Origin of the sequence: Catellatospora sp. TT07R-123, from assembly GCF_018327705.1 — a bacterium.
Classification (GTDB): Bacteria; Actinomycetota; Actinomycetes; order Mycobacteriales; family Micromonosporaceae; genus Catellatospora.
Map to the genome: position 1 here is coordinate 1,519,842 of NZ_BNEM01000001.1, position 26,540 is coordinate 1,546,381.

The window sequence follows — 26,540 nt, forward strand, 5'->3', positions numbered from 1 at the left end:
GCGCTGCCTTACGCTGCCGCGATGAACGTATACGACATCGCGGCAGCGCTCCCGCCGGTCGACGTGCTGCGCCGCCACTGCCTGGCCCTGGCCGCGCTGGACGCCGTCGTGGCAGATGGCGAACGTTTCACCTTCGCTCAGTCCGACGGCGAGACCACGGCGCGGATGGACGACGGCTGCGGCGACGAGTACGACATCGTGTTCTCGTCCGCAGGCGTGTTCATCCGGGGCGTCTATCACGAGTCGTCGATGTCGGCGTACCACCAGGCCACCTGGCCCGGCCTGCTCGACGGGCTCCCCACGGCGTTCGTCCCGTACCTGCTCGACCCGCGTTTCCACTCCGGGACGAAGTCCTTCGTGGCGACGTTCGTGTTGTGGCGCCTCGACGGCGCGGACCGCTGGTCGGCAGGCCGAGACATCGACCTCTCACCCGCCGAGGACGACGAGGAGGGAGCTGACGGCTCGTGGCTGCTGCGCCCGGTCTGCGACGGCGTCACCGACTGGTACCTCGACCTGGCCCAGACGGTGTACGACGCCGATCCGGACCGCGCCGCCGTCGAATGCGTGGTGGAGCTGTGCCCCCTCACGGAAACGATGGTGCGTGCACTCAACCCGGCCGTCGGGCTGGCCGAGGTCGGTGCTGCGCTTGCGCGACTCGGCTACCCGGGTCACTGAGCGGGCACGGCCTTCCCCTCGGTGAGCTTCGACATGGCGAACAGCGCCAGCACGACCGCTGCGGCCGTGAGGGTCGCGGCCCAGGCGGGCAGCAGTAGACCTGCCGGGACCAGCACCGCGGCCGGCAGCAGCAGGCTGGCCGGAAGCCAGCGCAGCAGCGACCGCCACGACTCGCCCAGCCGCTGGGCGATGGCGCCGGTGACCGCGTAGTAGCCCACGATGCCGCCGACCAGCCCGGCCATGCTGCCCGACGGCAGGTGATGGTCGGGCTCGGCGACCGCCGTACCCAGCGCCGCCGCGAGCACGGTGATCGCACTGACCAGCAAAAACGGCAGATACAGCACCGCCTCGCGCATGTTGGCACGCGCCCCCAGCGCCTGCGCCCGCGCGAAGCCGCGCTCCGCGCTCGGGGTGCTCCAGCGGAAGAAGGTGATCGCCAGCAACGCCACCACGACGAAGGCGCCGAGGGCCGCGGCCGCCGCCGGGCCGCTGAGGTGTTCGGCGAGCCCGGTGACGACGGCGAACACGCTCTCACCGAACACGATCACGATGAACAGGCCGACCCGCTCGATCAGGTGATCGACCGACAGCAGGCGGTACATCAGCTGTGACTGGGCGGTGCCGAAACTCAGCAGCGCGACCTCCAGCGCGACGGCCAGGCCCCACAGCGCGAACCGCCCCGGACCGTCCGCGAACGCCGACACCGCCCAGATCGCGGCCGGCACCAGGCAGTACACGATCGGGCGCCAGGCCGGGAACTCCCAGCGGGACCGGCCGACCTGCGGCCACCACAGCGCGAACACGGCGACCCGCACCCAGGCCGCGCCGAGCGCGAAGACCCACGCCCGCGCGCCCAGCCCCTCCGGCGCGGCGGCCGCCATCAGCCCCAGACCGGGCATGGCCGCGACCAGCACCGTCCGGTTCCAGCCGGTGTCGGAGCCGAACAGGTTGACCGAGAGGGTGAGGTTGACCCAGGCCCACCAGGCCGGGAAGAACAGCACCAGGAAGGTGCCGAGGTCGCGCCAGCCGGGATCGCCGTGCAGGCCGTGGGCCAGCACCGCGACGGTCACCACGAAGACCAGGTCGAAGAAGAGCTCGAACCAGTCGGCTCGGCGCAGTTCCGGGGAGGGGTCCGTCACGCCCGAAACCATACTCACCAGCGGTGTCCCGGCGGATCCACCGTCCTGATCAGAGTGCAGTTTCGGGGAAACTGCACGAATGCCGCCCAAGATTCGTGCACTTTCCCCGAAACTGCACGAACGCACAGACGCGGACGCAGGCGCGGCGGCGCGGACGGGGGAAGGCCCGGCCGGGGATCGGTCCCGGCCGGGCCTCAGGGTCGTGCTCGGATCAGGACACGACCCAGTTCTGGTTGGACTGGACCGGACTGCCGCAGGTCCAGATGATCATCTGGGTGCCGTTGGCGGTGCCCCAGCCGTCGGCGTCCAGGCACTTGCCCGACGCCGGGTTCACGATGTTGCCGTTGCCGTTGACCGTCCACTTCTGCGCACCGTTGCCCAGGCAGGTCCACAGCTGCACGATCGTGCCGTTGGCGGTGCCGCCGCCCGCGACGTCCAGGCACTTGCCCGAGTTCGTGTTGACCAGCGAGCCGTCGGACTCCACGCGCCACTTCTGGGCGCCGTTGTTGAGGCAGTCCCACAGCTGCACCTTGGTGCCGTCGGCGGTCCGCCCGCCCGACACGTCCAGGCAGCGGTTGGAGCCGACGCCCCGGATGGTGCGCTCCGGCGCGGTGGTGCCGGTGCCGTTGACCCAGCGGCCGTTGCCGATCTCGGTGATGAACCGGCTCTTGATCGTCGCGTCGGCCTGCACCCGCGAGTCGCCCCAGTAGCCGTTGGCGCAGCCGGGCTGGCCCGCCGGGGCACCGTTGCACTGCCACTGGGTCTGGGCGTCCCAGTTGGTGTTGATGTACGCCACCGCCCGGATCACGTCGGCGTTGGCCGCGATGTAGCCGAAGAAGTCGGCGTACCAGATGTTCCAGATGCTGTCGCCGGTGGTCGGCTGCGGGTTCTTGGTGAAGATGCAGCTGGAGGTCTTGGCGCCGGTGGTGAAGCCCTGCGGCGACGCCTCGGCGATCATGACCGGCTTGCTGTGCGACCGGGCGAACGACAGCACCCGGTCCTGCAGCGCCCGCGGCGAGGTCGCCGGGGTCTTGCAGCTCCACTGCACCTGGTTGTACGTCGCGCCGTAGAACGCCGACATCGCGACCCAGTCGACGTACGCGTCACCCGGGTACCACACGTCGAAGTGGTTGGCGGCGGTGACGATGTAGTTGTACTCCGGGTTGTTCGGGCTCTCATTGATCGGCCACGCGGCCGACTGCCACACCGTGGCGACCTTCGCCGCGCCGAGGGCGTCGATCCGGCCCTTGATGTACTGGAACGCCGCCTTGTAGAAGTCCGCGCTGTAGCAGTTCCACGGGCCGTCGTACTCGTAGCCGATGCGCAGGAAGACCTCGCGGCCGGTGTTCTTCAGCCAGTTGACCATCTCGTCGACCTTCGCCCGGTACGAGGTGATCAGGCTGGGGTTGCCCGAGGTGACGTCGGCGTCGTTGCGGCCCATGATGGCCCGCAGCGGCTGGTTGCCGCAGCCGCTGGTCGCGTCCGACAGGTACAGGCCCACCGCCAGCGCGGCACCCGGGTACTGGCTCAGGGTCGCCGGGAAGTCGACCGTGCCCGAGCCGTAGTCGACCGCGCCGTAGAAGCCGGCCAGCGGGCCGGGCGTGCCGCCGAGCAGCAGGTTGGTGTACAGCGTGACGCCGCCCGGCCGGGGCACCGAGGCGCTGGGGTCGAGCACGTCGCGCTTGTAGTCGGCCAGGGTGCTGGAGTCCTGGCCCATGAACATGCGGATCTTGCCGTTGGCCGGCAGGTTGCGACCGCTGACGGCCGCCTGGGCGGGCGGCGCGACCAGCAGCGTCAACGCGGCGGCCGTGGCCACCGCCACGGCTGCGGCCAATGCGCGGCCGGTGAGGGAACGGGACATCACATCTCCGGGTAGTCGAAAGTGGAGCGGCGCCGAGTGCACGCACGCTAACTTCGCCGCGAAGACGTCGTCCCTAGTTTTCGCGAATGTTTCGAACATGTGGCCCGTTATCAGGGAAATCCCCGATGGCGGACTTGACCCGCACCACCACACTGGCCGGATGGGCAATGAGATCACCACTGGTGAGATCGTCGTCTCCGGCTTGACCAAGCATTACAAGCAGGTCAGGGCCGTGGACGGGCTTTCGTTCACCGTCAGGCCCGGTCGGGTGACCGGGTTCCTCGGTCCGAACGGCGCCGGCAAGACCACGACTCTTCGCATGATTCTGAACCTGGTCACCCCGACCGCGGGCGCGGCGACGATCGGCGGCGCACGCTACGCCGACCTCGCCGATCCGCTGCGCGCCGTGGGTGCCGTATTGGAGGCGTCGAGCGCGCACAAGGGACGTACCGGACGCAACCACCTGCGGGTGGTCTGCGCCGCGGCCGGCCTGCCGGCCTCCCGCGCCGACGAGGCGCTGGAGCTGGTCGGGCTGACCTCGGCCGCGAACCGCAAGTTCAAGGGCTACTCCCTGGGTATGCGCCAGCGCCTGGGCATCGCCGCCGCCATGGTCGGCGACCCGCGGGTGCTCATCCTCGACGAGCCCGCCAACGGCCTGGACCCCGAGGGCATCCGCTGGATGCGCGACCTGCTGCAGAAGCTCGCGGGCGAGGGGCGCACCGTCCTGGTCTCCAGCCACCTGCTGTCGGAGATGGAGCTGCTGGCCGACGACGTCGTCATCATCGCCGCGGGCCGGCTGGTCGCGCAGGGCACGGTCGAGGAGGTGATCGGCCAGGCGGGCAGCGCGGGTACGGTGCGCGTACGCACGCCCCACCCGGACGCCCTGCTCGCCGCCCTGGACGGGATCACCGGCACGCCCGGCGAGGACGGCGCGCTGGTGCTGTCGGGCGTCACCGCCGAGCAGGTCGGCGACGCCGCGCTGCGCGCCGGGGTGGCCCTGCACGAACTGGTCACCGAGCGCCCCGACCTGGAGCGCGTCTTCCTCGACCTCACGGCAGGCAAGGAGGCGATCCGGTGAGGCTCATCCGCAGCGAGTTCCTGAAGATCCGCACCACCAACGTGTGGTGGCTGTTCTCCCTCGGCGCCCTCGGCCTGCTCGTGCTGGCCTTCACCGTCAACGCGCTGAACATGCACTTCGGCGTGCTGCACGCGCCACCCGAGAGCACCGAGGGCATGGACCCCGCGACGGCCGCGCAGCTGGCCGCGATGACGGCCCCGAAGGCGCTGACCTCGTACATGGTGACCTCGGGCCAGTACTTCGGGCTCATGTTCGTGATGCTCATCGGCATCATCACGGTGACCAACGAGTTCTACCACCAGACCGCCACCACCACGTTCCTGGCCACCCCGCACCGCAGCTCGGTGATCCTGGCCAAGGCCGCGGTCGGCGGCTTCTTCGGCGTGGTGCTGTGGCTGGTGACCACGGCGCTGACGATCCCGGCCACGGTGATCTTCCTCAACGCCGAGGACATCACCCCGGCCCTGGGCGAGTGGGAGGTCGTGCGGGCGATCCTGCTCAACGGCCTGGCGTACGCGCTGTGGGCGCTGATCGGCATCGGCATCGGCGTGCTGATCCGCAGCCAGATCGGTGCCACCATCACCGCGATGGTCGTCTACACCGTCGGCACCATCGCGGTGTCGATCATCGTGACCGTGCTGCACAACGTGCTGGACTGGCCCTGGGTCGACAACATCCAGTGGGCGATGCCGTCCCTGGCGTCGACCCTGATGACCAGCGGCACCGACCTGCCGGACCAGCCGCACTACTGGGTCGGGGCGGTGGTGCTGCTCGCCTGGGCGGTGGTCACCGGGCTGCTCGGCACGCTGCTGACCCGTACCCGCGACGTGTCCTGACCGGCGGCACCTTCAGATAGACGTTGGCCTATTACATCGACTGAATCGAGATCGAAGTCGATGTAATAGGCCAACGTCTATGGAAAGCGGGTGGTGGCGGTCACGGGTGGTGGCGGTCACGGGCGGTGGCCCGGCGTCGGTTCAGCCGCAGATGGCCAGGTCGAGCGGGATGGGCTCGGTCGGGCCGTCGTTCCACGCCTCGACCGTCAGGTCGGCCGGAGCGGCCGCGCCGATCACGTCGCGCAGCGCCGTCACCAGGCGCGCGGTCAGCTCGTCGTACTGTGCCGAGGTGGCGGGCCAGGGCAGGTCGAACGACCAGTTCGGGTCGTTGCGGCCCGCGGGCGCGTGCCACCCGTCGGCGGTCAGCAGCGCCTGCTGGGCCTGGTCCAGCTGCTCCTCGGGCGGCAGGAACGCGTTGCTCACGACCTCCGCGCGCAGCAGGCGCGGGAGCTGCTGGAACTGCACGATCCGGTAGCCGTGCCGCAGCAGCACGGTGTCCCCGGCCGACAGCTGGGCCAGATCCTGGCGCAGCCGCTTGGCGAAGCCGTCCCAGCCCGTCACGCGGCACCCGCCGTCAGCGGCTCCTGCGCGAACCGCGCGTCGGCCCAGGTCGCCCCGACCGTCCACGAGGTGCGCACGACGGTCAGCACGCCGTTGTCCAGCTGCCAGCGCTGCGCCGGGGCCGGGCCGGGCCGGGACTCGTCGGCCGGGCCGAGCACGGCGGTGGCGTCCGCGATGACCTGCACGAACGCGTCGTTGAGGTCGGCCAGGGTCTGCTCCGACTGCTCCGGGGCGCGGGTGCTGAGCTTGATGTCGACGTACTGCACGCCGCCGCGGGCCATCGCGACGGAGTGCTTCAGCCCCGGCACGCCCCACGGCGGCTCGGCCAGGATCGCCCCGCCGGGGACCTCCACGGCCACGGTCCAGCCCAGCTGAGCCAGCAACGCGGGCACCTCGTCGGACGACCAGGTCCAGCGCCAGTCCCGCACCGTGGTCAGCACGTCGCGCACGACCGGGGAGGCGATGGGCTGCACGAGGGTCACTGCTGCTCCTATTCCTGGTAGCCGGCCAAGCGTATCTTGTCGGCCTTGAGCCGGTCGGGGTCGAGCACGGCCTCCTGGATCGTGATCGTGCCGTCGTCCTTGCCCCGGACCACGATGCAGCGGATCTTGCCCGCCTCGGCGAGCTCCTGCATCTGCCGGGCCAGCTCAGGGTCGGCGGCCAGCTGCTCCGCGAGCTTGTAGTCGATCTCCAGCACGCCGTGGACGTACTCCGGCGAGGTCTGCTGGCTCTTGATCTTCGGCCCGGTCGGGCGGTCGGGGTTCGGCACCCACCGGGTGCCCAGGCTCGCCCCGGCACCCTTCTCCTCCAGAATGAGGATGCCCACGTCGCCCGCCTCGACCAGGATGCGGTCGAAGTTGTCCGGGCGCCCCCGCTCGTCGACCCCGCCGGTCACCAGCCGGCTGCCGTTGTACACGTGCTCGGTCAGGTAGTCGCCGGCGAACAGCCCCAGCCGCTCGCTGGAGCGCACCAGGTCGTCGCTGAGCGCCCGGTACTCGGCCATCGTCGCGAGCAGCTCGGCGTACTCGACGTCGGACAGCCGCCCTTCCATGGTGGCGCGGAACTGCTCGGTGTTCTGGCTCTCCGCGCCGAAGTCGTTGCGGTCGGGGTCGAACCCGGCCGCCTGGATCGCGGGCAGCAGCGCCGCGATGCGGCTGGTCCAGAGGTTGTCCTTGTCCAGCTGGAGCTGCCGGTTCGCCGCGGCCTCGGCCGTGAGCCTGGCCCCTTCCGGGGTGGCCGGATCGACGGTGACCGGGGTCGGCGCGGGCAGGACCGCCCCGACCACTCCGGGCGGGGGCAGCTTGTTGTCGTCGTAGGCGAAACCGCCGCCGACGATGTTCTGCAGCTGGCCCGTGGCCAGGCGGTAGGTGCCGTGGCGGTCGCCCGGGAAGTGGTCGTAGCCGTCGGCGCCGCGCATCAGCTCGCGGCGCTGCGTCATCGAGTCGTACTGGCCGGTGCCCTGGAGGTCGGCGGCCTGGAAGCGCGGCACGTTGGCCGGCGGCGGCGTGCTGGAGCCCGGGGCGACCGGCACCGGGGCGTCGAGCGTGCCCGGGTCGGCGGCCCAGTGGCCGGGCGGGGCGTCCGGGATCGGCGTGGCCCGCAGGTCCGAATCGACGACGACGCCGTCCATCTGCACCACGCCGCCGGTGAACGGCGGGCGGCCCATCCGCTCGCTGCCGTCGTAGTAGCGGATCTCGCCCTGGTGGTTGATGACGTTGACGACGTGGGCGGTGCCGTCCGGGCGGGAGAAGCAGACGATCGCCTGCGAGCCGGGGCCGTTGCCGAGCAGCTGCTGCTCCAACCGGTCGAACCCGGCCGTGAGCGCGTCCGCGGCATGCTGCGGGTCGGTGTCGGACAGGCCGGTGGCCAGCTGCTGGAACTGCGCGCCCAGGAAGTCCTGGATCCGTACGTGCCCGTCGGGCTGCGGCGGCGGGATGCTGCCGTCCGGGGTGGGCGTACGGCCGGCGGCCACGCGCGGCTGGCCCGCGTACGTCGAGGCGAACGACAGCGCCCGGTCGACGCAGGCGGTGGCCCGGGTCGGGTCGTCGCTGGGCGACACCGGGTCGAACGCGTCACCCCACCCCGTCTCGGGGTCGGTGTGCGCGGCGAACGAGCCGTCGGCGGTCCGCGGCAGCGACCCCTCCAGGTCGCGCTGCTGCGCGGCCGTCGGCATGGTGTGGCCGTCGGGGTCGCCGTAGTTGCGGCTCTCCTCCACCCCCGGGGGCGGCCCGCCGGTCGGCTGCGCGGCCGGGTCGAGCCCGCCCGGCGCCGGGGTGGTGCGGTCGTGCGCGTCCTGCAGCGCGTCGCTGAGGATCTGGCGGCTGTGCACGATGTTCTCGCCGATGTCGGGGTCGGCGTCGCCGGTGCGGCGGTCGGCGTAGAGCGCCTGCACGTCGGTCTGGGCGCGGATGCGCACCCGGGCCAGGTCCACGAGCTGCCCGGCGAGGTGGTGCGGGCTGAGCGCGTCGCGGTGCGTGGCCACCCACTGCATCGCCGCCGTGATCTTCGCCGCACGCGCGATCCGGGTGGCGTCGTGTTCGGACAGCTGGCCGGGGCTCTGCGTGTCGGTGTTCCCGGTCGTCGCCGGATGCCCGTCGCGGCCCGAGCCCGGGGACTGCGGCCCGCCCTGCCCCGGCGTCGCGGTGTTCGTGCCCGGCGGACGGCTGTCGGTGGAGGCCGGGCCACCCGGCGTCGTCGCGGTGGAGCCGGTCGGCGCCGTGCCCGTGCTCCCCGGGTTGGCCTGCGTTCCGGGCGAGGTGGGCGACGTGCTGCCCGGATGCGGCGCGGTGCTGGCCGGGCTCGTGGCCGTGTTCGGCGACGAGGTCCCGGGATGGGCGGACGTCCCGGTGCCGGTGTTCGTATTCGTGCCGGTGCCGGTGTTGACGCCGGTGCTGCCGCTAGGGCCGGTGTTCGGGTTCGTGCCGGTGGTAACGGCCAGGCTGCCGGTGGTGCTCACGGAAGGTCCGGCCAGTGAGGCGGGGCGGCCCGCCGGGGGCGAGCCGGGCTGGCTGCCGCTCGTGCCCGGCGCGGGTGCGGCGGCGGGCTGCTGCCCGGTCGACGTCTGGCTCAGGCTCGGTGCGCCCGAGGCGGCCTGCTGCGTGGCGGCGTTCTGCTGGATCGCGGCCTGCTGCGCGGCGGCCTGCTGCGACGGCGGGGTCGCGTCGGCGACGGTGTCGAACCGCACCGGCCCCGCGCCGGTGGCGTCGAACCCGGCCCCGGCGGTGGTCGCCGGGGCGATGCCGCTCAGCGACGGACCGAAGCTCGGGTCGGCCGACCCGCCGGTGTTGGTGTGTCCGCCCTGGTTGCCGCCGTTGCCGGTGGTCGTGCTCACCGTCGTGACCGGATTGCCGGACGTGGTCGTGGTGGTGGTCGGCACCGGCCCGGTGCCGGTGTCGACCGACAGCGACCCGTCGGCGCCGTTGACGGCCGTGTTCAGGTTCTGGACCTGGGTGTTGATGTTGCTGGTGAGCCCGTCGAGAGAATGGGTGCCCTGCCCGAGCACGCTGGAGCGGGCGCCGGAGGTGGCGGCCATGCCGACGTCGTCCCAGCCGGGGACGTTGCCGGTGGCCAGGTTGCCCGCCACGTCGCCGGTGACCTCGCTGAGCACGTCGTTGCGCAGCGTACGGGCGAAGCCGTTGCCGGGGCCCATGGACAGGCCGACGCCCGCCGCGGCGAAACCGCCCGCGAACCCGGCCACCCCGGACATGCCGATCTGCGTGACGTCGAAGCCGTCGCGGTGGCCGTCGGCGATCTGCGCCCCCTGGATCGCGGTCTCGGTGACCAGCTCCTCCAGGGCCTCCTTGGCCCCCTCCTTGATCATCTTCTTGAGCGCCTGCTTGGTGAGCTCCTTCATGCCCTTCTCGGCGAGCTTCTTCAGCAGCTTCTTGACGATCTCCTTGATGGTCATCTGCGTGGCGACCTGCACCGCGGGGATGCCCGCCGACGCGGCGCCGAAGGTGCAGAACGCGGCGACGATCAAGGAGATGACCTCGATGACGAACAGGACCAGTTCGATGTAGAACTCGATCTTCGCGGCCTGGATGTCCTGCCCCGCGCCCTCGACGACCTGGCCCATCACCCCGAGGATCATGATGAGCTGCGGCAGCGCCGCCTCCTCGGTGGCGCCGAGCTTGTCCCAGCTCAGTTTGATCGCCTCGCCGAGCTGCGTCTGCGTACCGCCGGTGGCGTAGACGGCGTTCGTGACCTGCGCGGCGGCATCGTGCAGCGGCGTGGCGGCCTTCTCGGCGGCGTGGAACCACTGGTCGGCCAGATCCCAGATGGTCTTCTCGTTGCCGTCGGGCCAGTCGGCGCCGATCACCCACTCCAGCAGCGGGCGGACCTCGCTGGGCACGTGCAGCAGTTCCATCGGGTTCGGAATCGGGGACGGCAGAACGGACATACGCCACCCTCCTGACCGGACACCCTCGCCTGTCGCGAACCTGCAAACTATCGCAACGGGCGCCCCGTCGCAGTCCCGGACCGCCCCGGGCAGGTCCGGCATCCGCAGCGGTGCGGCGCGTCCCGGGCGTACGCGGTAGATTCGCGCCGTGAGCGCGTTCACCCGGCACGATGCCGAACTGGTCGCCGCGGGGCTGGCCCGGTCGTACACCGATCCGGCGGGCCGCCCGTGGCGCGGCTGGGTGCAGGAGTTCCCGGACGCGTTCGTGGTCTGGACCACCCCCGCCGACGGGCAGCCGCCCGTGCCCGGCAGCGGCGCGAAGACCCTGTACGAGCGGGCCACCGGCGCGGAGGTCGCGTTCGGCTCCATCGGCGCCGAGCAGGCCCACGACCGGTGGCGATCGCAGGGGCGGGCGACCGCGGCCCGGCGGGCGGTGGGCGCGGTGGCGCGCCTGGGCCGCACCGGCGGCCGCGACAGCGCGTTCACCAGCAGCGTCGTGCTGCAGACAGCCGACGGCGGCGTGCACACCGCGGTCGGCAGCAAGGTCGACCGGGCCCCGGCCCACCACCGCCTCGTCGGCGCGTGGCTGGCCGCCCAGCCGACCGGCATGGCCGTGCGGGGCCAGGACCGCCACGCCGAGCTGATCGTCCTGTCGGACTGGCTGCTGCGCACCGACGCCGTGCGGGCCGCGTCGGGCCGGCCGGGGCTGACCGCCGAGCAGGCGCGCGCCGGGCTGGCCGGGGCGCGGGTGCGGCTGCGGCAGGTGCGCGACGGCGCCGTCGACGAGTCCGACCTGGCCACGCCCTGCGCCGGCTGCCTGCGCGCCTGGGTCGACTTCGGACTGCTCGAACCCGATCTGCTGCGCCTGACCGATCCGGTCGCGCCCGACCCGCGCCTGGAGCTGGCGGGCACCCGCTTTCCCGGCCTGGTCTCGGCCGCGCTGCACGCCGGGGGCTGGGGCGCCTTCCCCGACCCCGCGCAGCGCCTCGACCTGGCCGAGGCCGTGGTCGAGCAGATCGCCGAGCAGACCGGGCTCCCGCCGCTGGCCGCGGCCCGGCAGGTGTTCGCCGAGTTCGGGCCGTCGCTGGCGGTGTCGGTGCGCGGCCGCGGCGTCAAGGAGTGGATCACGCCGTACCAGGTGGGGCATGCGGGGTTGGCCGGGGTCGGCGCCGTGCTGGCCGACCTGGGGCACCGGCTCGGCCGGGCCGTGTTCCCGATCGGGCGCGACGACTGCGGCGCGGTGCTGGCCGTCGACGCGGCGGGCAGGGTCTTCGCCGCCGACCAGGGCGGCGAATGGTGCTACGGCGAGGGTTTCGACGTCGCCGCGACCGCGCTGACGCTGGGGCAGGCGCCCCGGCGGGTGCGCGAGGACGGCACGCTGGAACTGATCGGACTGGAAGGGATCTGAGCGGTGCGTTTCGCTGACCGGCATGCCAACGACGACCTGATGGCCCGCTTCGACGAGGTGTACGACCGGTACACCAGACTGCGGGGCGGCCTGGGCACCCTGCAGGCGCGCATGAAGGACCTGCACGGCACGGCCGCGACCAGGGACCGCCTGGTGCAGGTGAAGGTCGGCCCGCAGGGCCAGCTGCTGGAGCTGGTCATCCACGACGACGCCTACCGCCGCTACCCCGCCCGCGAACTCGGTTCGGTGATCACCGGCCTGACCCACACCGCGGCGGCGCAGGCCGCCGAGCAGATGCAGCAGCTGCTCGGCGAGTTCATCCCGCCGGACACCGGCGCGGCCGAGTTCGTGCGCACCGGCGACTTCGGGTCGCTGCTGCGCCGGGCCGACGAGGCCGTCGAGCAGGCCGCAGAGGAGAACGGCAATGGCTGACGAGCGCCAGATCGTCGTCGACACGACCGGTGCGGTGCGGGCGGGCAAGGAGATCGCCTTCGCCGGGCAGGACCTCGCCGACCTGCACCGCGACATCGGCCACCTGATCCAGACGCTGTCGGCCGGGCCGCCCTGGAGCATGGACAAGATCGGCAAGCAGGTCGAGGTCGGCGACGGCGGCCAGAACAAGGGCTACCGGGTCAACGAGCAGGAGGTGCTCAAAGCCTGGGAGCAGGTCGCCAAGGCCGTCGAGGCGCTGGGCGTCAACGTGCAGAACGCCATCGCCCAGGTCGTCGGCGCCGACGTCAAGAGCGACGCGACCGTCCAGTCCGTACGCCAGCCCGGCACCAACGTACGCCGGACGTGATGCCGACAGGGGCGGACCCGCCGGGCCCTCCCCTGTCCTGACCAGCTGTTTCCGTTACCGGACGGCGACCTTCTCCGCCTCGGCGTCGGCGTCGGCACGCTCCGCGCTGTCGGCGGCATCCTCCGAGCGCTTCGCGGCCAGCTCCGACTGGATGCTGTCGTGGCGGCGCTGCAGGTCGCGCAGCTCGGCGCGCTGCGCCTGCTGCTCGCGGCGCGACGCCACGCGGCGGCGGGCACGGCGGCCCGCACCGCCGAACATCATCATCAGACCGATCAGGACCAGCGCCCCGGCGGCGGCACCGACCGAGAACACCTGCCCGACGGTCGGCTCGGCGTGGTAGCCGAACAACTCGACGGCACCCACCGGAGTGGTGAACAGGCCGTCATTGGTGAGAAAGGCCGTCAGGGCGAGCCCGCTCAGGCCGAGCACCAGCAGCAATCCCAGCAGAATCATCGTTTCGCCTCCTGCCTGTCGGCAGCGGTCGTAGGTCGGGGCAACGGCTCCCCGATACCCGACCGCCGAGGCGGTAAACGCGGCCGCCGGCCACGGACCTGTCAGGCTCGGCCGGTCAGGAGGCGGCCGGGCCGCCGCACAGGTGCGCGTACACCCCGGCGACCTGGAGCACCCGCTGGACCATGCCGCCGGTGTTGACCAGGCGCAGCCCGCCGCCGGCGGTGTCGGCCAGCTTGCGGGCCCGCACGAACACGTGGATGGCCGACGAGTCGATGAACCCGACCTCACCCAGGTCGACCAGGACCTGGGCACCGGGATGGGCGGAGATCTGCGCCCCGAGCCACTCCTGCAGACCGGGCGCCGACGCGAAGTCGATCTCCCCGGCGAGGACCGCGGTGACGCTGTCCCCGGCCACGCGGACGTCGTGGCGAAGCGGCGGAACGGCTGCGGTCACGCGGCCTTTGTAGCACGTCCGCCTGTACGCCGGGGCGCATTGGCCCTCCCCCGTCCCGGCGGTTCGTCCCGCCCGTCCGGCTCACGTCGCTGACCTGCCGGGACGCGATCGCGCAAACCCGTCCGCGCCGTGCAGCGACGTCTGTCGTTGGCAGGGCAGGGACAGGTGCGGTGAGGGGAGGTGCGGGTGGCAGGGCTGGTACTGGCGGTGGTCGCGGTCGCGGCAGGGTGCGGGATGCTGCTGGGCAGGTGGTGGCGGGCGGCACGCGCGGGCTCCGGGCGCCGCACGGTGACCGCGGGGGTACGGGTGCTGCGCACCGGCGTGAACCGCGTGCGGCGGCGTACGCTGCAAGCGCCCCGGCTCGGCCGGTCCGGGCGCTGGCGGCGGTCGCGGCGCCCGGCCAACCGCAACGCCCCGGGGTGACCGCGGTCAGATCCGCGGCAGCTCGCCCGTCACCAGCCGCAACGTGAACGTGTCCCCGTCGCGCTGCTGCGACACGTAGCTGCACACCTGGTATGCCAGCCACAGCCCGAGCCCGCCCACGTCCGCGCCGGTCGGGACGAGCCCCGCGCACGGGTCGGCCGGACCCCGACCGTGGTCGCGCACCGTCACCACCAGCCGCCGCGGCGCCGCCCACAGCCACACCTGCACCTGCCCGCGCCCGTGCGTCATCGCGTTGGTGACCGCCTCCGAGGCGGCCAGCTGCATCGCGTCCACGTCGTCGGGCGCCAGTCCGGTCCGCCCCGCCAGCCGGGTCACCGCCGCCCGGGTGTCCGCCAGCGACGGGTCGCGCAGCATGAGGTGCGGCGCCTCCTGCTCGATCGGGTCGCGCCACACCACCGGCTGGCGGCCGAGGAACCGCTCGGGTCCCTCGTAGGCGCCGTTGGCGCGGTCGCCGTCCGCGGTGGCCAGCCGCGGGTGGGTCGCCAGCACGTGGTCGAGCACCTCGGGCGGGGTGGTGCGGGTGTCGTACGGGCACAGCCCCCACACCGGCCAGTCGTCGTACACCCGGTTGACGACCGCCTCGTAGCGGGCCCACCACTCCCACGGCACCCCGACGCCCGGATGCGGCACGTCCCCGGTCACGCGGATCTGCGCCGCCCCGGCGGCCGTCTGCTGCTCGAACAGCTCGCGGTAGCGCCGGACCGCCTGGGCCGGCTTGCCGTAGTGCCCGTCGCCGTCGAGGAACAGCACGCCGCTGCCGCTGCCCAGCGCGTCGCGCACGAGCTCCTGCATCCGCCCCGCGAACGCCGCGACCACGGTCTCCCCCGCGGCCAGCCCGTCGGCCAGGAACGGCACCACGAACCCGAGGAACTCCTCGTCGGAGCCGTACAACGCGGTCTGGTGGTAGAAGCCAGGGTGGCCCGCGGCAGCGCCGGTCCTCATGACACGCACTCCCGGGGCCGGGGCTGATCGAGCATCCGGGAACCCCTTGCCGTGCATCGCTGCGAACACCGCCAGCGCGACCGCCGTCGGCGGGCGTGGGCATCAAACTAACACGCACCCCGCCGTTCGGCGCGCCGTGCGGGCGGGGGTGGACGGGGGCAGCCTGGCCGCGCGACAGTGGATATCGGGTCGCGCCGAGGGGGCCGATCGAGCACACTTCCTCCTCGGCAGCACCGACCGGGGGAACGACATGCCTTTCGAAACGATCACCGATACCGGCGCACCGCTGCGCCTGTGGGCCGATCCGGCCACCGTCGACGAGCGCGCGCTCGCGCAGCTGCGCAACGTCGCCGACCTGAAATGGACGCACGCCGTGGCCGTGATGCCCGACGTGCACGTCGGCATCGGCGCGACCGTGGGCTCGGTCATCGCCATGCGCGGCGCGGTGTCGCCGGCCGCCGTCGGCGTCGACATCGGCTGCGGGATGACCGCGCAGCTCACCTCGCTGCGCGCCGACCAGCTGCCCGACGACCTGTCGAAGCTGCGCTCCGACATCGAGAAGGCGATCCCGGTCGGCCAGGGCGCGCACAAGCACTCGGTCGACGTGGACCACCTCGACACCGGGCTGCGCGGCTGGCACCGGTTCTGGACCGGCTTCGACGACCTGACCGCCCAGCACGTGCTGCACCGCAAGGGCCGCGTCATGCAGCAGCTCGGCACGCTCGGCGGCGGCAACCACTTCATCGAGATCTGCCTGGACACCGAGAACCGGGTCTGGCTGATGCTGCACTCGGGCTCGCGCGGCATCGGCAACGACCTGGCCCAGTACCACATCGCCAAGGCCAAGGAACTGCCGCACAACGCCGACCTGCCCGACCCGGACCTGGCCGTGTTCGTCACCGGCGAACCGACCATGGACGCCTACCGCAACGACCTGTTCTGGGCGCAGGAGTACGCCCGGCGCAACCGCGCGGTCATGATGTCGCTGCTGCGCGGCGTCATCGCCAAGCACGTACGCAAGGTGAGCTTCGAGCCGGAGATCTCCTGCCACCACAACTACGTGGCCGAGGAGGTGCACGACGGCACGGAGGTGCTGGTCACCCGCAAGGGCGCGATCCGGGCGGGCTCCGGCGAGCTGGGCATCATCCCCGGTTCGATGGGCGCGTCGTCGTTCATCGTGCGCGGGCTCGGCTCCAACGCGGCGCTGCGGTCGGCCTCGCACGGCGCCGGGCGCAAGATGAGCCGGATGCAGGCGCGGCGCCAGTTCAACGCCCGCGACCTGGCCGAGCAGACCAAGGGCGTGGAGTGCCGCAAGGACAGCGGCGTGGTCGACGAGATCCCGTCGGCGTACAAGGACATAGACCAGGTCATGGCCCAGCAGTCCGACCTGGTGAAGATCGAGGCCCGCCTCAAGCAGATCATCTGTGTGAAGGGCTGACAGCAGGCCGCAGGGCCGCCTTCATTGACCCATGGGCATGTATCGGGGTAGAACGGGATCGACCACGATCACACAAGGTCGAACAAAGTCCCTTACCCGTCCCCGAGGGAGTCCATGTGAGCAGGCGAAGAGTGGCGGCCCTGTTGGCGCTGTTGACACCGGTGGCGACCATCGCCCTGGTCGGCGCGCCGACGACGTCCTGGGCCGCGCCCTATGTCCCGCAGCCGTCCAACCGGCAGGTCCTCAACTTCGACACCAACTGGCTGTTCGCGGGCGACGTGCCCGCGGGCAACGGCCAGGCCGTGGGGCTGAGCGAAGCGGCGTTCGTGCCGGTCACGCTGCCCTACTTCCGCACCCACCCGCACAAGGGGTTCCCCCGAGGGGACTTCGAGGTGCCCGCCTCCTGGTACCGGCGCCACTTCGCGCTGCCGAGCGGCTACAGCGGCCGCCGCGTGCTGATGGAGTTCCAGGGCGTGGCCAAGGCCGCGCAGGTGTACGTCAACGGCACCCTCGCCGGCCAGCACAACGGCGCCTACACCTCGTTCACGGTCGACGTCACGCCGTACGTCACCGTGGGCGGTGCTGACAACGTTGTCGCCGTGAAGGTCGACTCGATGACCCGCAACGACCTGCCCCCGGAGGGCGGCGCGGTCGACTACTTCGTCTGGGGCGGCATCGTCCGCGACGTCAACATGATCGTCGCCGACCCGCTGCACACCGACTGGACGTTCGTCACCACCCCGAGCGTCAGCGCGTCCAGCGCCACGGTCAACGCACGGACCAGCGTCCGCAACGACAGTGGCGCGTCCAAGTCGGTCACCGTCGTCACCAGCGTCGTCGACACCGGCGGCAACGTGGTCGCCACCGGCACCGGCACCCAGACCATCGCCGCGAACTCGGCGTTCGAGTTCAACTACAACACCTCGGCGATCGCCGACCCGCACCGCTGGGACGTCGACGACCCGTACCTGTACACCGTCTACACCCAGGTCCGCGACGGCTCCACCTGGGTCGACGAGCACCGCACCCGGATCGGCGTGCGCACGGTGGCGTTCAACGCCACCGACGGGAAGTTCTACCTCAACGGCACCGCGGTCAAGCTGCGCGGGCTGGACCGGCACGAGTCGTACCCCTTCATCGGCCGCGCCGCGCCCAACCGCCTCCAGGCCAAGGACGCCGACATCCTCAAGTACGAGCTGGGCACCAACCTCGTGCGCACCTCGCACTACCCGCAGGACCCCGAGTTCCTCGACCGCGCCGACGAGATCGGCCTGCTGGTGTTCGAGGAGATCCCGGGCTGGCAGCACATCGGCGACACCGCCTGGCAGGACGTGGCGGTGGAGAACGTGCGCGAGATGGTGACCCGCGACCGCAACCACCCCTCGATCATCATGTGGGGCGTACGCATCAACGAGTCCGGCGACAACCACAACTTCTACACCCGCACCAACGCGCTGGCCCACCAGCTGGACCCGTCCCGGCCCACCGGCGGCGTGCGCAACTTCACCGGCAGCGAGAAGCTGGAGGACGTCTACACGTTCAACGACTTCTCCGGCGGCTCCATCGCCCCGACGGTGCTGCCGTGGCTGGTCACCGAGTCGGTCGGGCACACCGACCCCGACCGCAGCAACGACCCCGAGCAGGTGCTCACCCACACCATGCTCACCCACCTCAACGTGCAGAACCAGGCTGCCTCGCGTACGAACGTGGCCGGGGCGCTGGGCTGGGCGGCGTTCGACTACAACACCACCTTCGACACCGAGAGCTGCATCGACTCCACCTGCTACCACGGCGTATCGGACATCTTCCGCATCGCCAAGCCGGCCGCGTCGGCCTTCACCTCCCAGCGCGACCCGGCGAAGTACGGCGCCTTCGTGCAGATCGCCCACGACTGGGCCCAGGGCTCCTCGACCACCGTGTACGTCGCGGGCAACTGCCAGCAGGTGGAGCTGTTCGCCAACGGCGTCTCCAAGGGCCGGATCAGCCCCAACGCGTACACGTCGCTGCCGCACCCGTTCTTCCAGTTCGACAACGTGACCTGGGCGGCGGGCAGCCTGCGCGCCGACTGCTGGATCGGCGGGGCGATCGCGGCCACCGACACCCAGTACACCCCGGGCGCGCCGGTGAAGCTCAGCCTGGCCGCCGACGACGCCTCGCTCAAGGCCGACGGCGGCGACATGACCCGGGTCGTGGTCAAGGCCCTGGACGCCAACAACCAGGTCGTGCCGACCAGCAACGCGGCCGTCACGTTCAGCGTCACCGGCCCCGGCGCCGTCGTCGGCAGCAGCCCGCTGGTGCTGGAGGGCGGCGTCGGCGCCGTGTACGTCAAGACGGCGCTCGGCCAGACCGGCACCATCGCCGCGACCGCCGCCTCCCCCGGCCTGGCCTCGGCGACCGCCTCCGTCACCGCGGCGGCGTTCACCGACCCGATCGTGCCGGTCAGCGGCGCGTACACGTTCGGGTTCCCGGTTGACGTCAACGACCGGGTGACCGGCACCGGCCAGAACCAGTTCAACTACGCGGGCACCGGCTGGCAGAACGGCGGCGACGCCAACGCGTTCAGCAAGGACAACAGCTGGAGCGGCACCGCCAACGACACCGCCACCCTCGCCTTCACCGGCACCCGGGTGGTCCTCTACGGCATCCTCGACACCACCCACGGGCAGGCCGCGGTGTCGGTCGACGGCGGCACCGAGCAGACGGTGTCGTTCACCGGCACCCGCCGGGCCAACACCGCCCTGTGGAGCAGTGCGACGCTCGCGCAGGGCGGCCACACGCTGCGGGTACGGGTCGTCGGCAACGGGCCGGTGGCCCTGGACCGGGCCACGGTGCTCGCCGCGGCGCCCACCGTGGTGTCCGCGCCGGTCGCCGCGAGCCCCGACGTGATCCCGCAGTCGCGCTACTCGGTCCGCTACGTCGACAGCCAGGACTTCAACGGCGACGGGCAGACCCTGTCCGGCCCCGCGATCAGCGCGTTCGACGGCAGCACCAAGACGTTCTGGCACACCCGGTGGTCCACCGGGATCGACCCGCTCCCGCACGAACTCCAGCTCGACCTGGGGGCGAGCTACCCGGTCGCCGGGTTCACGTACCTGCCCCGGCAGGACAGCGCGAACGGGCGCATCGGCCAGTACGAGTTCTATGTCAGCGCCGACGGCAGCAACTGGGGCTCGGCCGCGGCCACCGGCACCCTCGCCAACAGCACCGCCGCGCAGACGGTGTCGTTCACGGCCAGGTCCGGCCGGTACGTGCGGCTGCGGGTGCTCAGCTCGTCCGACGGGCAGTACGCCAGCATCGCCGATCTGAAGATCCGCACCTCGGGCGTGAGCACGACCACGGTCGACGACCGGGCCACCGGCACCGGGCAGAACCAGTTCAACTACACCGGCACCTGGCAGTCGTGCACCAACTGCGGCGCCGACCTCTACTCGGGCACCAACAGCTGGAGCAACACCGCGAACAGCCAGTTCACGGTCGCGTTCACCGGTACCCAGATCAGGCTGTACGGCGTACGCGATCCGAGGCACGGCATCGCCATGGTGTCGATCGACGGCGGGGCTGAGACCGCGGTCGACTTCTACAGCAGCGCCCGCCAGGGCAACCTGCTGGTGTGGACGAGCCCGGTGCTGACCGCCGGATCGCACACGCTGCGGGTACGGGTCACCGCGACCGCCAGCCCGTCGGCGACCGACACCTTCGTGGTCGCCGACCGGGTCGACATAACCGGCTGACCCCCGCCCCGCCTCCCCACCCCGTTTTAAATTGACGCTGGCCTATCCAGAGGACAATTTTCCAAGATCCGTCCTCTTGATAGGCCAGCGTCGATGCTAGGCAGGGGTGGGCCGCCGACCCGAAGCAAGGGACGCACCCCCGCGCCCGGTCACTCCAGCTATTCGACGGCCCCGATCAAGCAGCGCCGCAGCGGTCGCAAACGTCACCCGGATGTGGGCATTTCAACAGAACCCGCCTCTGTTGTTGCATCCACCCGCCCGCCGGGTAGAAACGGCTGGCAGACCGGGAGGGACGTGCCATGACCACAGTGCTCGACCAGCGGTACCAGCTGCTGGAGCAGATCGGCGAGGGCGGCATGGCCACCGTATGGCGCGGCCTGGACCTGCGCCTGCGGCGCCCGGTGGCGATCAAGGCGCTGGGCGCGGCGATGCTGCACGACCCCGACATGCGCCAGCGGTTCTGGCGCGAGGCGCAGACCATCGCCGCGCTGGCCCACCCCGCCATCGTCGCCGTATACGACGTCTCCGTCGGCCAGGACCGCGCGTACGTGGTGATGGAACTCGTCGACGGCCCCTCCGTGGCGCAGGTGCTGGAGTCGGGTCCGGTGCCGGTCGCGCAGGCCCTCGACATCGCCGCGCAGACCTGCGCCGCGCTGACCGCCGCCCACGCGGCCGGGGTGGTCCATCGCGACATCACCCCCGGCAACCTGCTGCTGGCCGGCTCCGGGGCGCTGAAGGTGTGCGACTTCGGCATCGCCGCCTGGGAGCAGGACGCCTACCCGGCGCTGGTCGCGGGCACCCCCGGCTACACCGCACCGGAGCAGGCCCGGGGCGGCCCCGTCGACGCCCGCACCGACCTGTACGGCCTCGGCTGCGTCCTGTACGCCCTCATCACCGGCGCCCCGCCCGGACCCGCCGCCGTCCCGCCCCACCCGGCACCGCCCGCCCTGGCCGACCTGATCGGCCGCCTGACCGCGCCGGACCCCGCCGACCGCCCCGAAAGCGCGGCCGAGGTCGCCGCCGAACTCGACCGGCTGCGCGCCGACGAGACCGCCGCCACGCAGCTGTTCACGGCGGCCGGCCCCGCGACGACCCGGGTGATGGCGGCGCAGCCGCCCGCCGGACGCGCCCAGGTGCCGGTGCCGGGCCCCGCCACCGCCGTCGACCTGCCCGCGGTGCCGGTCGGGCGGCGCGGCGGCAACCGCTGGCTGCGGCCGGTGCTGGTCGCCTGCGGGCTGGTCAGCGCGGTCACCGCAGTGATGCTCGGCCTGCTGCTGCTCCAGTCCGCCGGGCAGCGAGCCGGGGTGCCGATGGCCGGGGCGACCTCCGGCCCCGCCCGCTCGGTGGCCGCGTCGCCGGTGGCGGCCGCCCGGCCCGACGCGCTGCTGCGCTCGCTGACACAGGAGGTCGACCGGCTGGCCGACTCCGGTGCCGTGGACGACCGAACGGCACGGGACCTGCGCAAACGGCTGTCCGATCTCGACAAGAGGCTCCGCAAGGACGCGGGCGAGGGACGCAGCCAGGCGGAGGACTTCATCGACCGGCTCCAGGACCTGCGGCGCGACGGCCGCCTCTCCCCCGAGGCCTACGACCGCCTCGCCGAGCTGTCCGGCGCCCTAGTCGCCGCCCTCCCCCGCGACAACGGAAACCACGACTGACCCAACCCGGCCCCCACCCGCCGACACGACCCGGGCCGACCTTGATCGCCAAGTCCGGCCACTTCCCTACCGGCGCCGCCCCAGCGACACCACCTTTTCAGCCCTCAAACGGTGATCTTCCCGCGAAGATCGCCGTTTGAGGTCAGAAGGTGCGCTTTTAGGTCAGGTTCTGACCGCAGGCGGCGATCAACCGACCGCGCCCCGGCCCTTGGCGGCGGCGGGCGGGACGGCGGCGGGCGGGACGGTGGCGGCGAGGACGGCCGGGTCCTGGCAGCCGCGGGCGAAGCCCTCGATGCGGCGGCGGATGTCGCGGCCGAGCAGCCACACCCCGATGCGGTCGGCGATCGGCCGGATCAGCGCGGGACGGGTGCGGAAGTGGTAGCGCCAGGTCGCGACGGTGTGGCCGGGCTGCTCGGCGGGAGCGAACCGCCAGCCGCCCGCCATCATCGCGAAGAACCACGGCCCGTCGACCATACGCATGCCGACGTTGGTGGGCGGGTTGTAGGAGACGTATTCGCTGGTCATCGTCAGGCCGTGGCGGGACCGGGTGAAGGTGCGCACGCCCTTGGCGGGGCGGACGGCGCCGTCGAGCAGGTGCTGCTCGCGCACGAACGGGTCCCACCGGTAGCGGGCGGCGCCGGTGGTCTGCGAGACCGCGAACGCGACAGCCGGGGTGACGGGGACGACCACGACGGCCTGTACGACTGGCATACCGCTCATCCTGCCCTATCCACGCCATTGCCATATATCGATTTGCATCGTTGCCGGATCGTGTCCGAGAGATTTCGGCGGGATCCACGGTCGGCAATGGTGTCGCCGACAACAAATATCCTGGCCAGGAGACATGCCCATCCTTGCGCGACAGTCGGTCGAGGATCGACGCCCGAACTGTGGCACGCCGATCGTATTGACAGACATGCGATCCGGGTCGAATCTTGCCAGAGAGCGCTCTCTGAATGATCGATCCGCACCCGCCGCGACGCGGCCTCCCGGCCGGCCGTGCCGCACGTCCAGCACGACAGGGAGACCTCCATGCCCATCGAGCTCCGACCGACCGTCCGACGGCGGCCGGCGTACCTGTTCGCGGTCATCTCCGCGACCATGGTGCTACTGGCCGCGTACATCTTCGCCCTGGCCACCGGCAGCGCCCGCGCCGCCGACCCGCTCATCTCGCAGGGCAAGCCCGCCACCGCCTCCTCCACCGAGAACGCCGCCAGCCCGGCCTCGGCGGCGGTCGACGGCAACACCGGCACCCGCTGGTCCAGCGCCTTCGCCGACCCGCAGTGGCTCCAGGTCGACCTCGGCGCCACCGCCACCATCAGCCAGGTGGTGCTCAACTGGGAGGCCGCCTCGGCCAAGTCGTTCCAGCTCCAGGTCGCGGGCTCGGCGACCGGTCCCTGGACGAACATCTACAGCACCACCACCGGCGCGGGCGGCGTCCAGACGCTGGCGGTCAGCGGCAGCGGCCGGTACGTACGCGTGAACGGCACCGTCCGCAACACCGCCTACGGCTACTCGCTGTGGGAGTTCCAGGTGTTCGGCACGTTCCCGACCGGCGGCGGCTGCACCACCGCCAACGCCGCGCTGAACCGGCCCGCCACCGCCTCGTCGGCGGAGAACGCGACGTTCTCGGCCTCGGCGGCGTTCGACGGCAACGCCACCACCACCCGCTGGTCCAGCCTGTTCGCCGACCCGCAGTGGATCCAGGTCGACCTGGGCACCGCGCAGCCGATCTGCCAGGTCGTGCTGACCTGGGAGGCGGCCTCGGCCAAGTCGTTCCAGCTCCAGGTCTCCAACTCGGCGACCGGCCCGTGGACGAACCTCTACTCCACCACCACCGGCGCGGGCGGCACCCAGACCCTCGACGTCAACGGCAACGGCCGGTACGTGCGCATGAACGGCACCGCGCGCAACACCGCCTACGGCTACTCGCTGTTCGAGTTCGCGGTGCGGCTGGGCTCCGGCGCCACCAGCCCGAGCCCGAGCCCGCAGCCGAGCACGTCGCCGTCGCCGACCGACCCGAACAACTTCTGGGGCGACACCAGCAGCATCCCGGCGGCGCAGAACGTGGTCATGCTGAAGATCCTCAACCGGACCAACGGCAAGTACCCCGACAGCCAGGTGTTCTGGAGCTACAACGGCACCGTCCACTCCATCGCCGACCAGCCGTACTTCGACATGCCGGTAAACACCGCCGGCCGGATGTACTTCTACCTCGGCACCCCGAACAGCCTGTACTACGACTTCATCGAGTTCACGGTCGGGCCGTCGGTGTTCAACGGCAACACCACCCGCGTCGACGCCTTCGGCCTGAAGCTCGCGATGCGGCTGCACGCCCACGACGGCTACGACGCGTCCGTGGGCGAGGACTATGCCACCTTCGCCGAGGACCGGGCGGTGACCTTCCAGAAGTTCGTCAACGAGGTCCCGGCCGAGTTCGACCACCTGGCCACCGTGCAGGCGCCGTACCGGATCATCACGCCGGGCAGCGACGCCGACTTCCGCACCGGCGGCCAGTACGCCAACTACCTGAGCAGCTACGCGGCGTCGGTCGGGATCACCGCGACCACCTCCGACATCACCGGCTGCGCGGGCGTCCTGGCGGGCAACCCGAACATGTGCGCCGCGCTCAACCGGCACGTGGCGCACCTGCCGCAGTCGCAGTGGGGCACGGTGAGCAACTTCTACCAGGCCGCCCCGGCCAACTACTACGCCCGGTTCTGGCACGACCACGCCATCAACAAGCTCGCGTACGGCTTCCCCTATGACGACGTCACCGAGCAGTCCTCGTTCATCTCCCACGGCAACCCGCAGTACCTGCTGATCGCCGTCGGCTGGTGACCTATTGAGGGCCGCTCCCCCGTCTTGAGGGGGAGCGGCCCTCCCCCGTCAGAAGAAACGCAGATAGAGGTACGGCACGCAGACGGCCACCGTGATCACGGTGACGATCAGGCCGTACCGGGTGAACTGCCAGAAGGTGATCGGGCGGTGGGCGCGCTCGGCGACGCCCAGCATCACCACGTTGGCCGAGGCGCCGATGGCGGTCGCGTTGCCGCCCAGGTCGGCGCCGAGCAGCAGCGCCCACCAGAGCACGTTGTGCCCCTGCCCGCCGCTGTGCACCAGGTCGGCCACGATCGGGCTCATCGTCGCGACGTACGGGATGTTGTCGATCACCGCGGACAGGCCCGCCGACGCCCACAGCAGCAGCATCGTCGTGCCCCACAGCCGGCCCTCGGTCGCCTGGGCCGCCGCCTGCGACAGCCGGTCGATCACCCCGGTGTCGACCAGCGCGCCGACCATCACGAACAGGCCGACGAAGAACAGCAGCGTGTGCCACTCGACGTCCTTGGCCACCTCGTCCGGGTCCAGCCGCGAGGCCGCCAGCAGCACCAGGCCGCCGATGATCGCCACGATCGCCGGGTCCAGGTGCAGGAGCGGGTGCAGCACGAACCCGGCCAGCACCGCCGCCAGCACCACCAGGCTCACCGCCAGCAGCCGGGGCTTGCGGATCCCGTCGCGCTCGCGCATCGCGAGCACCGCCGCCGCCTTCTCCGCGTTCGGGTGCAGCGCGTCGCGGAACAGCCACCGGCACAGCGCCAGGAAGACCACCAGGATGATCGCCACGATCGGCGCCATGACGGACAGGAAGTCGTTGAAGCCCAGCCCCGACTTGCTCGCCACGATGATGTTGGGCGGGTCGCCGATCAGCGTCGCCGCCCCGCCGATGTTCGACGCCATCACCTCGGCGATCAGGAACGGGGCCGCGGGCAGCCCGAGCCGGTCGCACACGAACAGGGTCACCGGCGCGATCAGCAGGACCGTGGTCACGTTGTCCAGCCCGGCCGACGCCACCGCGGTGATGACCACGAGCAGGACCAGCACCGGGTACGGCCGCCCGCGCGCCCGCTTCACCGACCAGATCGCCAGATACTCGAACAGGCCGGTGCGCCGCAGCACCCCGACGATCAGCATCATGCCGATCAGCAGCACGATGACGTTCCAGTCCACGCCGGACTCCGGCGAGAAGAACGCCGTGTGCGCGTCGGTGGCGCCGATCAGCGCCATCGCCACCGCCCCGCCCAGCGCCGCGGCGACCCGGTGTACCCACTCGGTCGCGATCAGCACGTACGCGGTGACGAAGACGGCCACGGCCAGCCATGCCTGGAGGGTCATACCGGCAGCACCCGGTCCAGCAGGTTGTGCAGGGTGACCGCGCCGAGCAGCCGCCCGCGCTCGACGACCGCGACCAGCGGGCTGCGGGTGCGGGCCATCAGCGCGGCCAGTTCCAGCGCCGTCGCCGACGGCTCGACCACCGGCAGTTCATGCGGCTGCGGCGGCAGGCACTCGCGCACGGACAGGTCGCCGAGCCCGCGCATGAACACGTCGGCGGCGGCCTCGTCGACCAGGTGGGCCAGCGTGGGGTCTTCCTGGCAGTAGCTGGGGACCGCCAGCCGCAGCACCTGCGTGCCCGGCAGCACCGCGAACGGCGCCCCGGAGCGGTCCACCACGATGAGTCCGGGCAGGTCGGCGTCGGCGAGCATGCGCGCGGCGGCCAGCGCGGGAGTGGACAGCTCGACGGTCGGCCACGGAACGGCCAGATCAGACGCGCGCATGGGAGGAAACCTCTCTGGTCGACGGCGAATACCGTGCCGACCAGACTTCCC

At 71.8% G+C, this 26,540-nt stretch carries 22 protein-coding genes; 11 read left to right on the forward strand and 11 right to left on the reverse strand.

Going from position 1 to position 26,540, the window contains the following annotated elements:
- The first annotated feature begins 21 nt into the window (after window positions 1-21).
- Entirely contained in the window at window positions 22-675 is a 654-nt protein-coding gene (locus Cs7R123_RS06370) for a hypothetical protein (protein ID WP_212824190.1), read from the forward strand.
- On the opposite strand, the gene Cs7R123_RS06375 is transcribed toward Cs7R123_RS06370, so the two are convergent.
- Window positions 669-1,814: a low temperature requirement protein A gene (locus Cs7R123_RS06375; protein ID WP_212824192.1), complete on the reverse strand. Its 1,146-nt coding sequence runs from the start codon at window positions 1,812-1,814 to the stop codon at window positions 669-671. The two genes, Cs7R123_RS06370 and Cs7R123_RS06375, sit on opposite strands and share 7 nt — an antisense overlap.
- Window positions 1,815-2,025: 211 nt before the next feature.
- Complete coding sequence (locus tag Cs7R123_RS06380) at window positions 2,026-3,675, reverse strand: RICIN domain-containing protein (RefSeq protein WP_244871648.1); 1,650 nt, start codon at window positions 3,673-3,675, stop codon at window positions 2,026-2,028.
- Between the two features lie 160 nt (window positions 3,676-3,835).
- On the opposite strand from Cs7R123_RS06380, the gene Cs7R123_RS06385 reads away from it, so the two are divergent.
- Both Cs7R123_RS06385 and Cs7R123_RS06390 read left to right on the forward strand, forming a co-directional pair.
- Window positions 3,836-4,753: an ABC transporter ATP-binding protein gene (locus Cs7R123_RS06385; protein WP_212824194.1), complete on the forward strand. Its 918-nt coding sequence runs from the start codon at window positions 3,836-3,838 to the stop codon at window positions 4,751-4,753.
- Window positions 4,750-5,589, forward strand: a complete 840-nt coding sequence (locus tag Cs7R123_RS06390) for an ABC transporter permease subunit (RefSeq protein ID WP_212824196.1) — start codon at window positions 4,750-4,752, stop codon at window positions 5,587-5,589. Before Cs7R123_RS06385 ends, Cs7R123_RS06390 begins: the two co-directional genes overlap by 4 nt.
- Before the next feature lie 141 nt (window positions 5,590-5,730).
- Here the strand turns inward: Cs7R123_RS06390 and Cs7R123_RS06395 are convergent, their stop codons facing one another.
- The 3 genes from Cs7R123_RS06395 to Cs7R123_RS06405 are packed head-to-tail and all read right to left on the reverse strand — an operon-like array spanning window position 5,731 to window position 10,549.
- Window positions 5,731-6,150 carry a hypothetical protein gene (locus Cs7R123_RS06395; RefSeq protein WP_212824198.1) on the reverse strand — a complete coding sequence of 140 codons (420 nt, stop codon included), beginning with the start codon at window positions 6,148-6,150 and terminating at the stop codon, window positions 5,731-5,733.
- Window positions 6,147-6,632 (reverse strand): DUF6301 family protein, encoded by a 486-nt coding sequence (locus Cs7R123_RS06400; RefSeq protein WP_212824200.1) that lies wholly within the window; start codon window positions 6,630-6,632, stop codon window positions 6,147-6,149. Before Cs7R123_RS06400 ends, Cs7R123_RS06395 begins: the two co-directional genes overlap by 4 nt.
- Before the next feature lie 8 nt (window positions 6,633-6,640).
- A complete protein-coding gene (locus Cs7R123_RS06405) occupies window positions 6,641-10,549 on the reverse strand; it encodes a toxin glutamine deamidase domain-containing protein (RefSeq protein ID WP_212824202.1) in 3,909 nt (1,302 codons plus the stop codon).
- A gap of 148 nt (window positions 10,550-10,697) precedes the next feature.
- On the opposite strand from Cs7R123_RS06405, the gene Cs7R123_RS06410 reads away from it, so the two are divergent.
- Genes Cs7R123_RS06410 through Cs7R123_RS06420 form a run of 3 tightly spaced genes read left to right on the forward strand, consistent with a single transcriptional unit; the run spans window position 10,698 to window position 12,756 of the window.
- The gene (locus tag Cs7R123_RS06410; RefSeq protein WP_212824204.1) at window positions 10,698-11,957 is read left to right on the forward strand and encodes an SUKH-3 domain-containing protein; all 1,260 of its coding nucleotides are present in this window, start codon (window positions 10,698-10,700) and stop codon (window positions 11,955-11,957) included.
- Between the two features lie 3 nt (window positions 11,958-11,960).
- A complete protein-coding gene (locus Cs7R123_RS06415; protein ID WP_212824206.1) occupies window positions 11,961-12,389 on the forward strand; it encodes a YbaB/EbfC family nucleoid-associated protein in 429 nt (142 codons plus the stop codon).
- Window positions 12,382-12,756, forward strand: a complete 375-nt coding sequence (locus Cs7R123_RS06420) for a hypothetical protein (RefSeq protein WP_212824208.1) — start codon at window positions 12,382-12,384, stop codon at window positions 12,754-12,756. The genes Cs7R123_RS06415 and Cs7R123_RS06420 overlap by 8 nt, the downstream gene beginning before the upstream one ends.
- Window positions 12,757-12,810: 54 nt before the next feature.
- Here the strand turns inward: Cs7R123_RS06420 and Cs7R123_RS06425 are convergent, their stop codons facing one another.
- The gene (locus Cs7R123_RS06425; protein ID WP_212824210.1) at window positions 12,811-13,209 is read right to left on the reverse strand and encodes a hypothetical protein; all 399 of its coding nucleotides are present in this window, start codon (window positions 13,207-13,209) and stop codon (window positions 12,811-12,813) included.
- Window positions 13,210-13,324: 115 nt separating this feature from the next.
- A complete protein-coding gene (locus Cs7R123_RS06430; protein WP_212824212.1) occupies window positions 13,325-13,663 on the reverse strand; it encodes an STAS domain-containing protein in 339 nt (112 codons plus the stop codon).
- Window positions 13,664-13,849: 186 nt separating this feature from the next.
- On the opposite strand from Cs7R123_RS06430, the gene Cs7R123_RS06435 reads away from it, so the two are divergent.
- Window positions 13,850-14,086 carry a hypothetical protein gene (locus tag Cs7R123_RS06435; RefSeq protein WP_212824214.1) on the forward strand — a complete coding sequence of 79 codons (237 nt, stop codon included), beginning with the start codon at window positions 13,850-13,852 and terminating at the stop codon, window positions 14,084-14,086.
- Window positions 14,087-14,092: 6 nt separating this feature from the next.
- Here Cs7R123_RS06435 and Cs7R123_RS06440 read toward each other — a convergent pair whose 3' ends face one another.
- A complete protein-coding gene (locus Cs7R123_RS06440) occupies window positions 14,093-15,049 on the reverse strand; it encodes a sensor histidine kinase (RefSeq protein WP_212824216.1) in 957 nt (318 codons plus the stop codon).
- Window positions 15,050-15,299: 250 nt separating this feature from the next.
- On the opposite strand from Cs7R123_RS06440, the gene Cs7R123_RS06445 reads away from it, so the two are divergent.
- From Cs7R123_RS06445 to Cs7R123_RS06455, 3 genes are all read left to right on the forward strand, one after another.
- On the forward strand, window positions 15,300-16,487 hold the full coding sequence (locus Cs7R123_RS06445) for an RtcB family protein (RefSeq protein WP_212824218.1): 1,188 nt from the start codon (window positions 15,300-15,302) through the stop codon (window positions 16,485-16,487).
- A 116-nt stretch (window positions 16,488-16,603) separates the two neighbouring features.
- Window positions 16,604-20,218, forward strand: coding sequence for a glycoside hydrolase family 2 TIM barrel-domain containing protein (locus Cs7R123_RS06450; RefSeq protein ID WP_212824220.1), 3,615 nt, complete (start codon window positions 16,604-16,606; stop codon window positions 20,216-20,218).
- 299 nt (window positions 20,219-20,517) lie between these two features.
- A complete protein-coding gene (locus tag Cs7R123_RS06455) occupies window positions 20,518-21,876 on the forward strand; it encodes a serine/threonine-protein kinase (protein ID WP_212824222.1) in 1,359 nt (452 codons plus the stop codon).
- Between the two features lie 186 nt (window positions 21,877-22,062).
- Here the strand turns inward: Cs7R123_RS06455 and Cs7R123_RS06460 are convergent, their stop codons facing one another.
- Window positions 22,063-22,587: an SRPBCC family protein gene (locus tag Cs7R123_RS06460; protein WP_212824224.1), complete on the reverse strand. Its 525-nt coding sequence runs from the start codon at window positions 22,585-22,587 to the stop codon at window positions 22,063-22,065.
- A gap of 321 nt (window positions 22,588-22,908) precedes the next feature.
- Between Cs7R123_RS06460 and Cs7R123_RS06465 the strand changes: the two genes are divergently transcribed.
- Window positions 22,909-24,717 (forward strand): discoidin domain-containing protein, encoded by a 1,809-nt coding sequence (locus tag Cs7R123_RS06465; RefSeq protein ID WP_244871649.1) that lies wholly within the window; start codon window positions 22,909-22,911, stop codon window positions 24,715-24,717.
- A gap of 48 nt (window positions 24,718-24,765) precedes the next feature.
- Here Cs7R123_RS06465 and Cs7R123_RS06470 read toward each other — a convergent pair whose 3' ends face one another.
- Both Cs7R123_RS06470 and Cs7R123_RS06475 read right to left on the reverse strand, forming a co-directional pair.
- A complete protein-coding gene (locus Cs7R123_RS06470; protein WP_212824226.1) occupies window positions 24,766-26,049 on the reverse strand; it encodes an SLC13 family permease in 1,284 nt (427 codons plus the stop codon).
- The gene (locus Cs7R123_RS06475; RefSeq protein ID WP_212824228.1) at window positions 26,046-26,489 is read right to left on the reverse strand and encodes a CBS domain-containing protein; all 444 of its coding nucleotides are present in this window, start codon (window positions 26,487-26,489) and stop codon (window positions 26,046-26,048) included. The genes Cs7R123_RS06470 and Cs7R123_RS06475 overlap by 4 nt, the downstream gene beginning before the upstream one ends.
- Window positions 26,490-26,540 lie beyond the last annotated feature (51 nt).

Bases quoted from the DNA above. Each gene is read 5' to 3' on its own strand.
- Cs7R123_RS06370 (WP_212824190.1), top strand. From the start codon at position 22: ATGAACGTATACGACATCGCGGCAGCGCTCCCGCCGGTCGACGTGCTG.
- Cs7R123_RS06380 (WP_244871648.1), bottom strand. From the start codon at position 3,675: ATGTCCCGTTCCCTCACCGGCCGCGCATTGGCCGCAGCCGTGGCGGTG.
- Cs7R123_RS06385 (WP_212824194.1), top strand. From the start codon at position 3,836: ATGGGCAATGAGATCACCACTGGTGAGATCGTCGTCTCCGGCTTGACC.
- Cs7R123_RS06405 (WP_212824202.1), bottom strand. From the start codon at position 10,549: ATGTCCGTTCTGCCGTCCCCGATTCCGAACCCGATGGAACTGCTGCAC.
- Cs7R123_RS06420 (WP_212824208.1), top strand. From the start codon at position 12,382: ATGGCTGACGAGCGCCAGATCGTCGTCGACACGACCGGTGCGGTGCGG.
- Cs7R123_RS06425 (WP_212824210.1), bottom strand. From the start codon at position 13,209: ATGATTCTGCTGGGATTGCTGCTGGTGCTCGGCCTGAGCGGGCTCGCC.
- Cs7R123_RS06440 (WP_212824216.1), bottom strand. From the start codon at position 15,049: ATGAGGACCGGCGCTGCCGCGGGCCACCCTGGCTTCTACCACCAGACC.
- Cs7R123_RS06445 (WP_212824218.1), top strand. From the start codon at position 15,300: ATGCCTTTCGAAACGATCACCGATACCGGCGCACCGCTGCGCCTGTGG.
- Cs7R123_RS06455 (WP_212824222.1), top strand. From the start codon at position 20,518: ATGACCACAGTGCTCGACCAGCGGTACCAGCTGCTGGAGCAGATCGGC.
- Cs7R123_RS06460 (WP_212824224.1), bottom strand. From the start codon at position 22,587: ATGCCAGTCGTACAGGCCGTCGTGGTCGTCCCCGTCACCCCGGCTGTC.
- Cs7R123_RS06465 (WP_244871649.1), top strand. From the start codon at position 22,909: ATGCCCATCGAGCTCCGACCGACCGTCCGACGGCGGCCGGCGTACCTG.
- Cs7R123_RS06470 (WP_212824226.1), bottom strand. From the start codon at position 26,049: ATGACCCTCCAGGCATGGCTGGCCGTGGCCGTCTTCGTCACCGCGTAC.
- Cs7R123_RS06475 (WP_212824228.1), bottom strand. From the start codon at position 26,489: ATGCGCGCGTCTGATCTGGCCGTTCCGTGGCCGACCGTCGAGCTGTCC.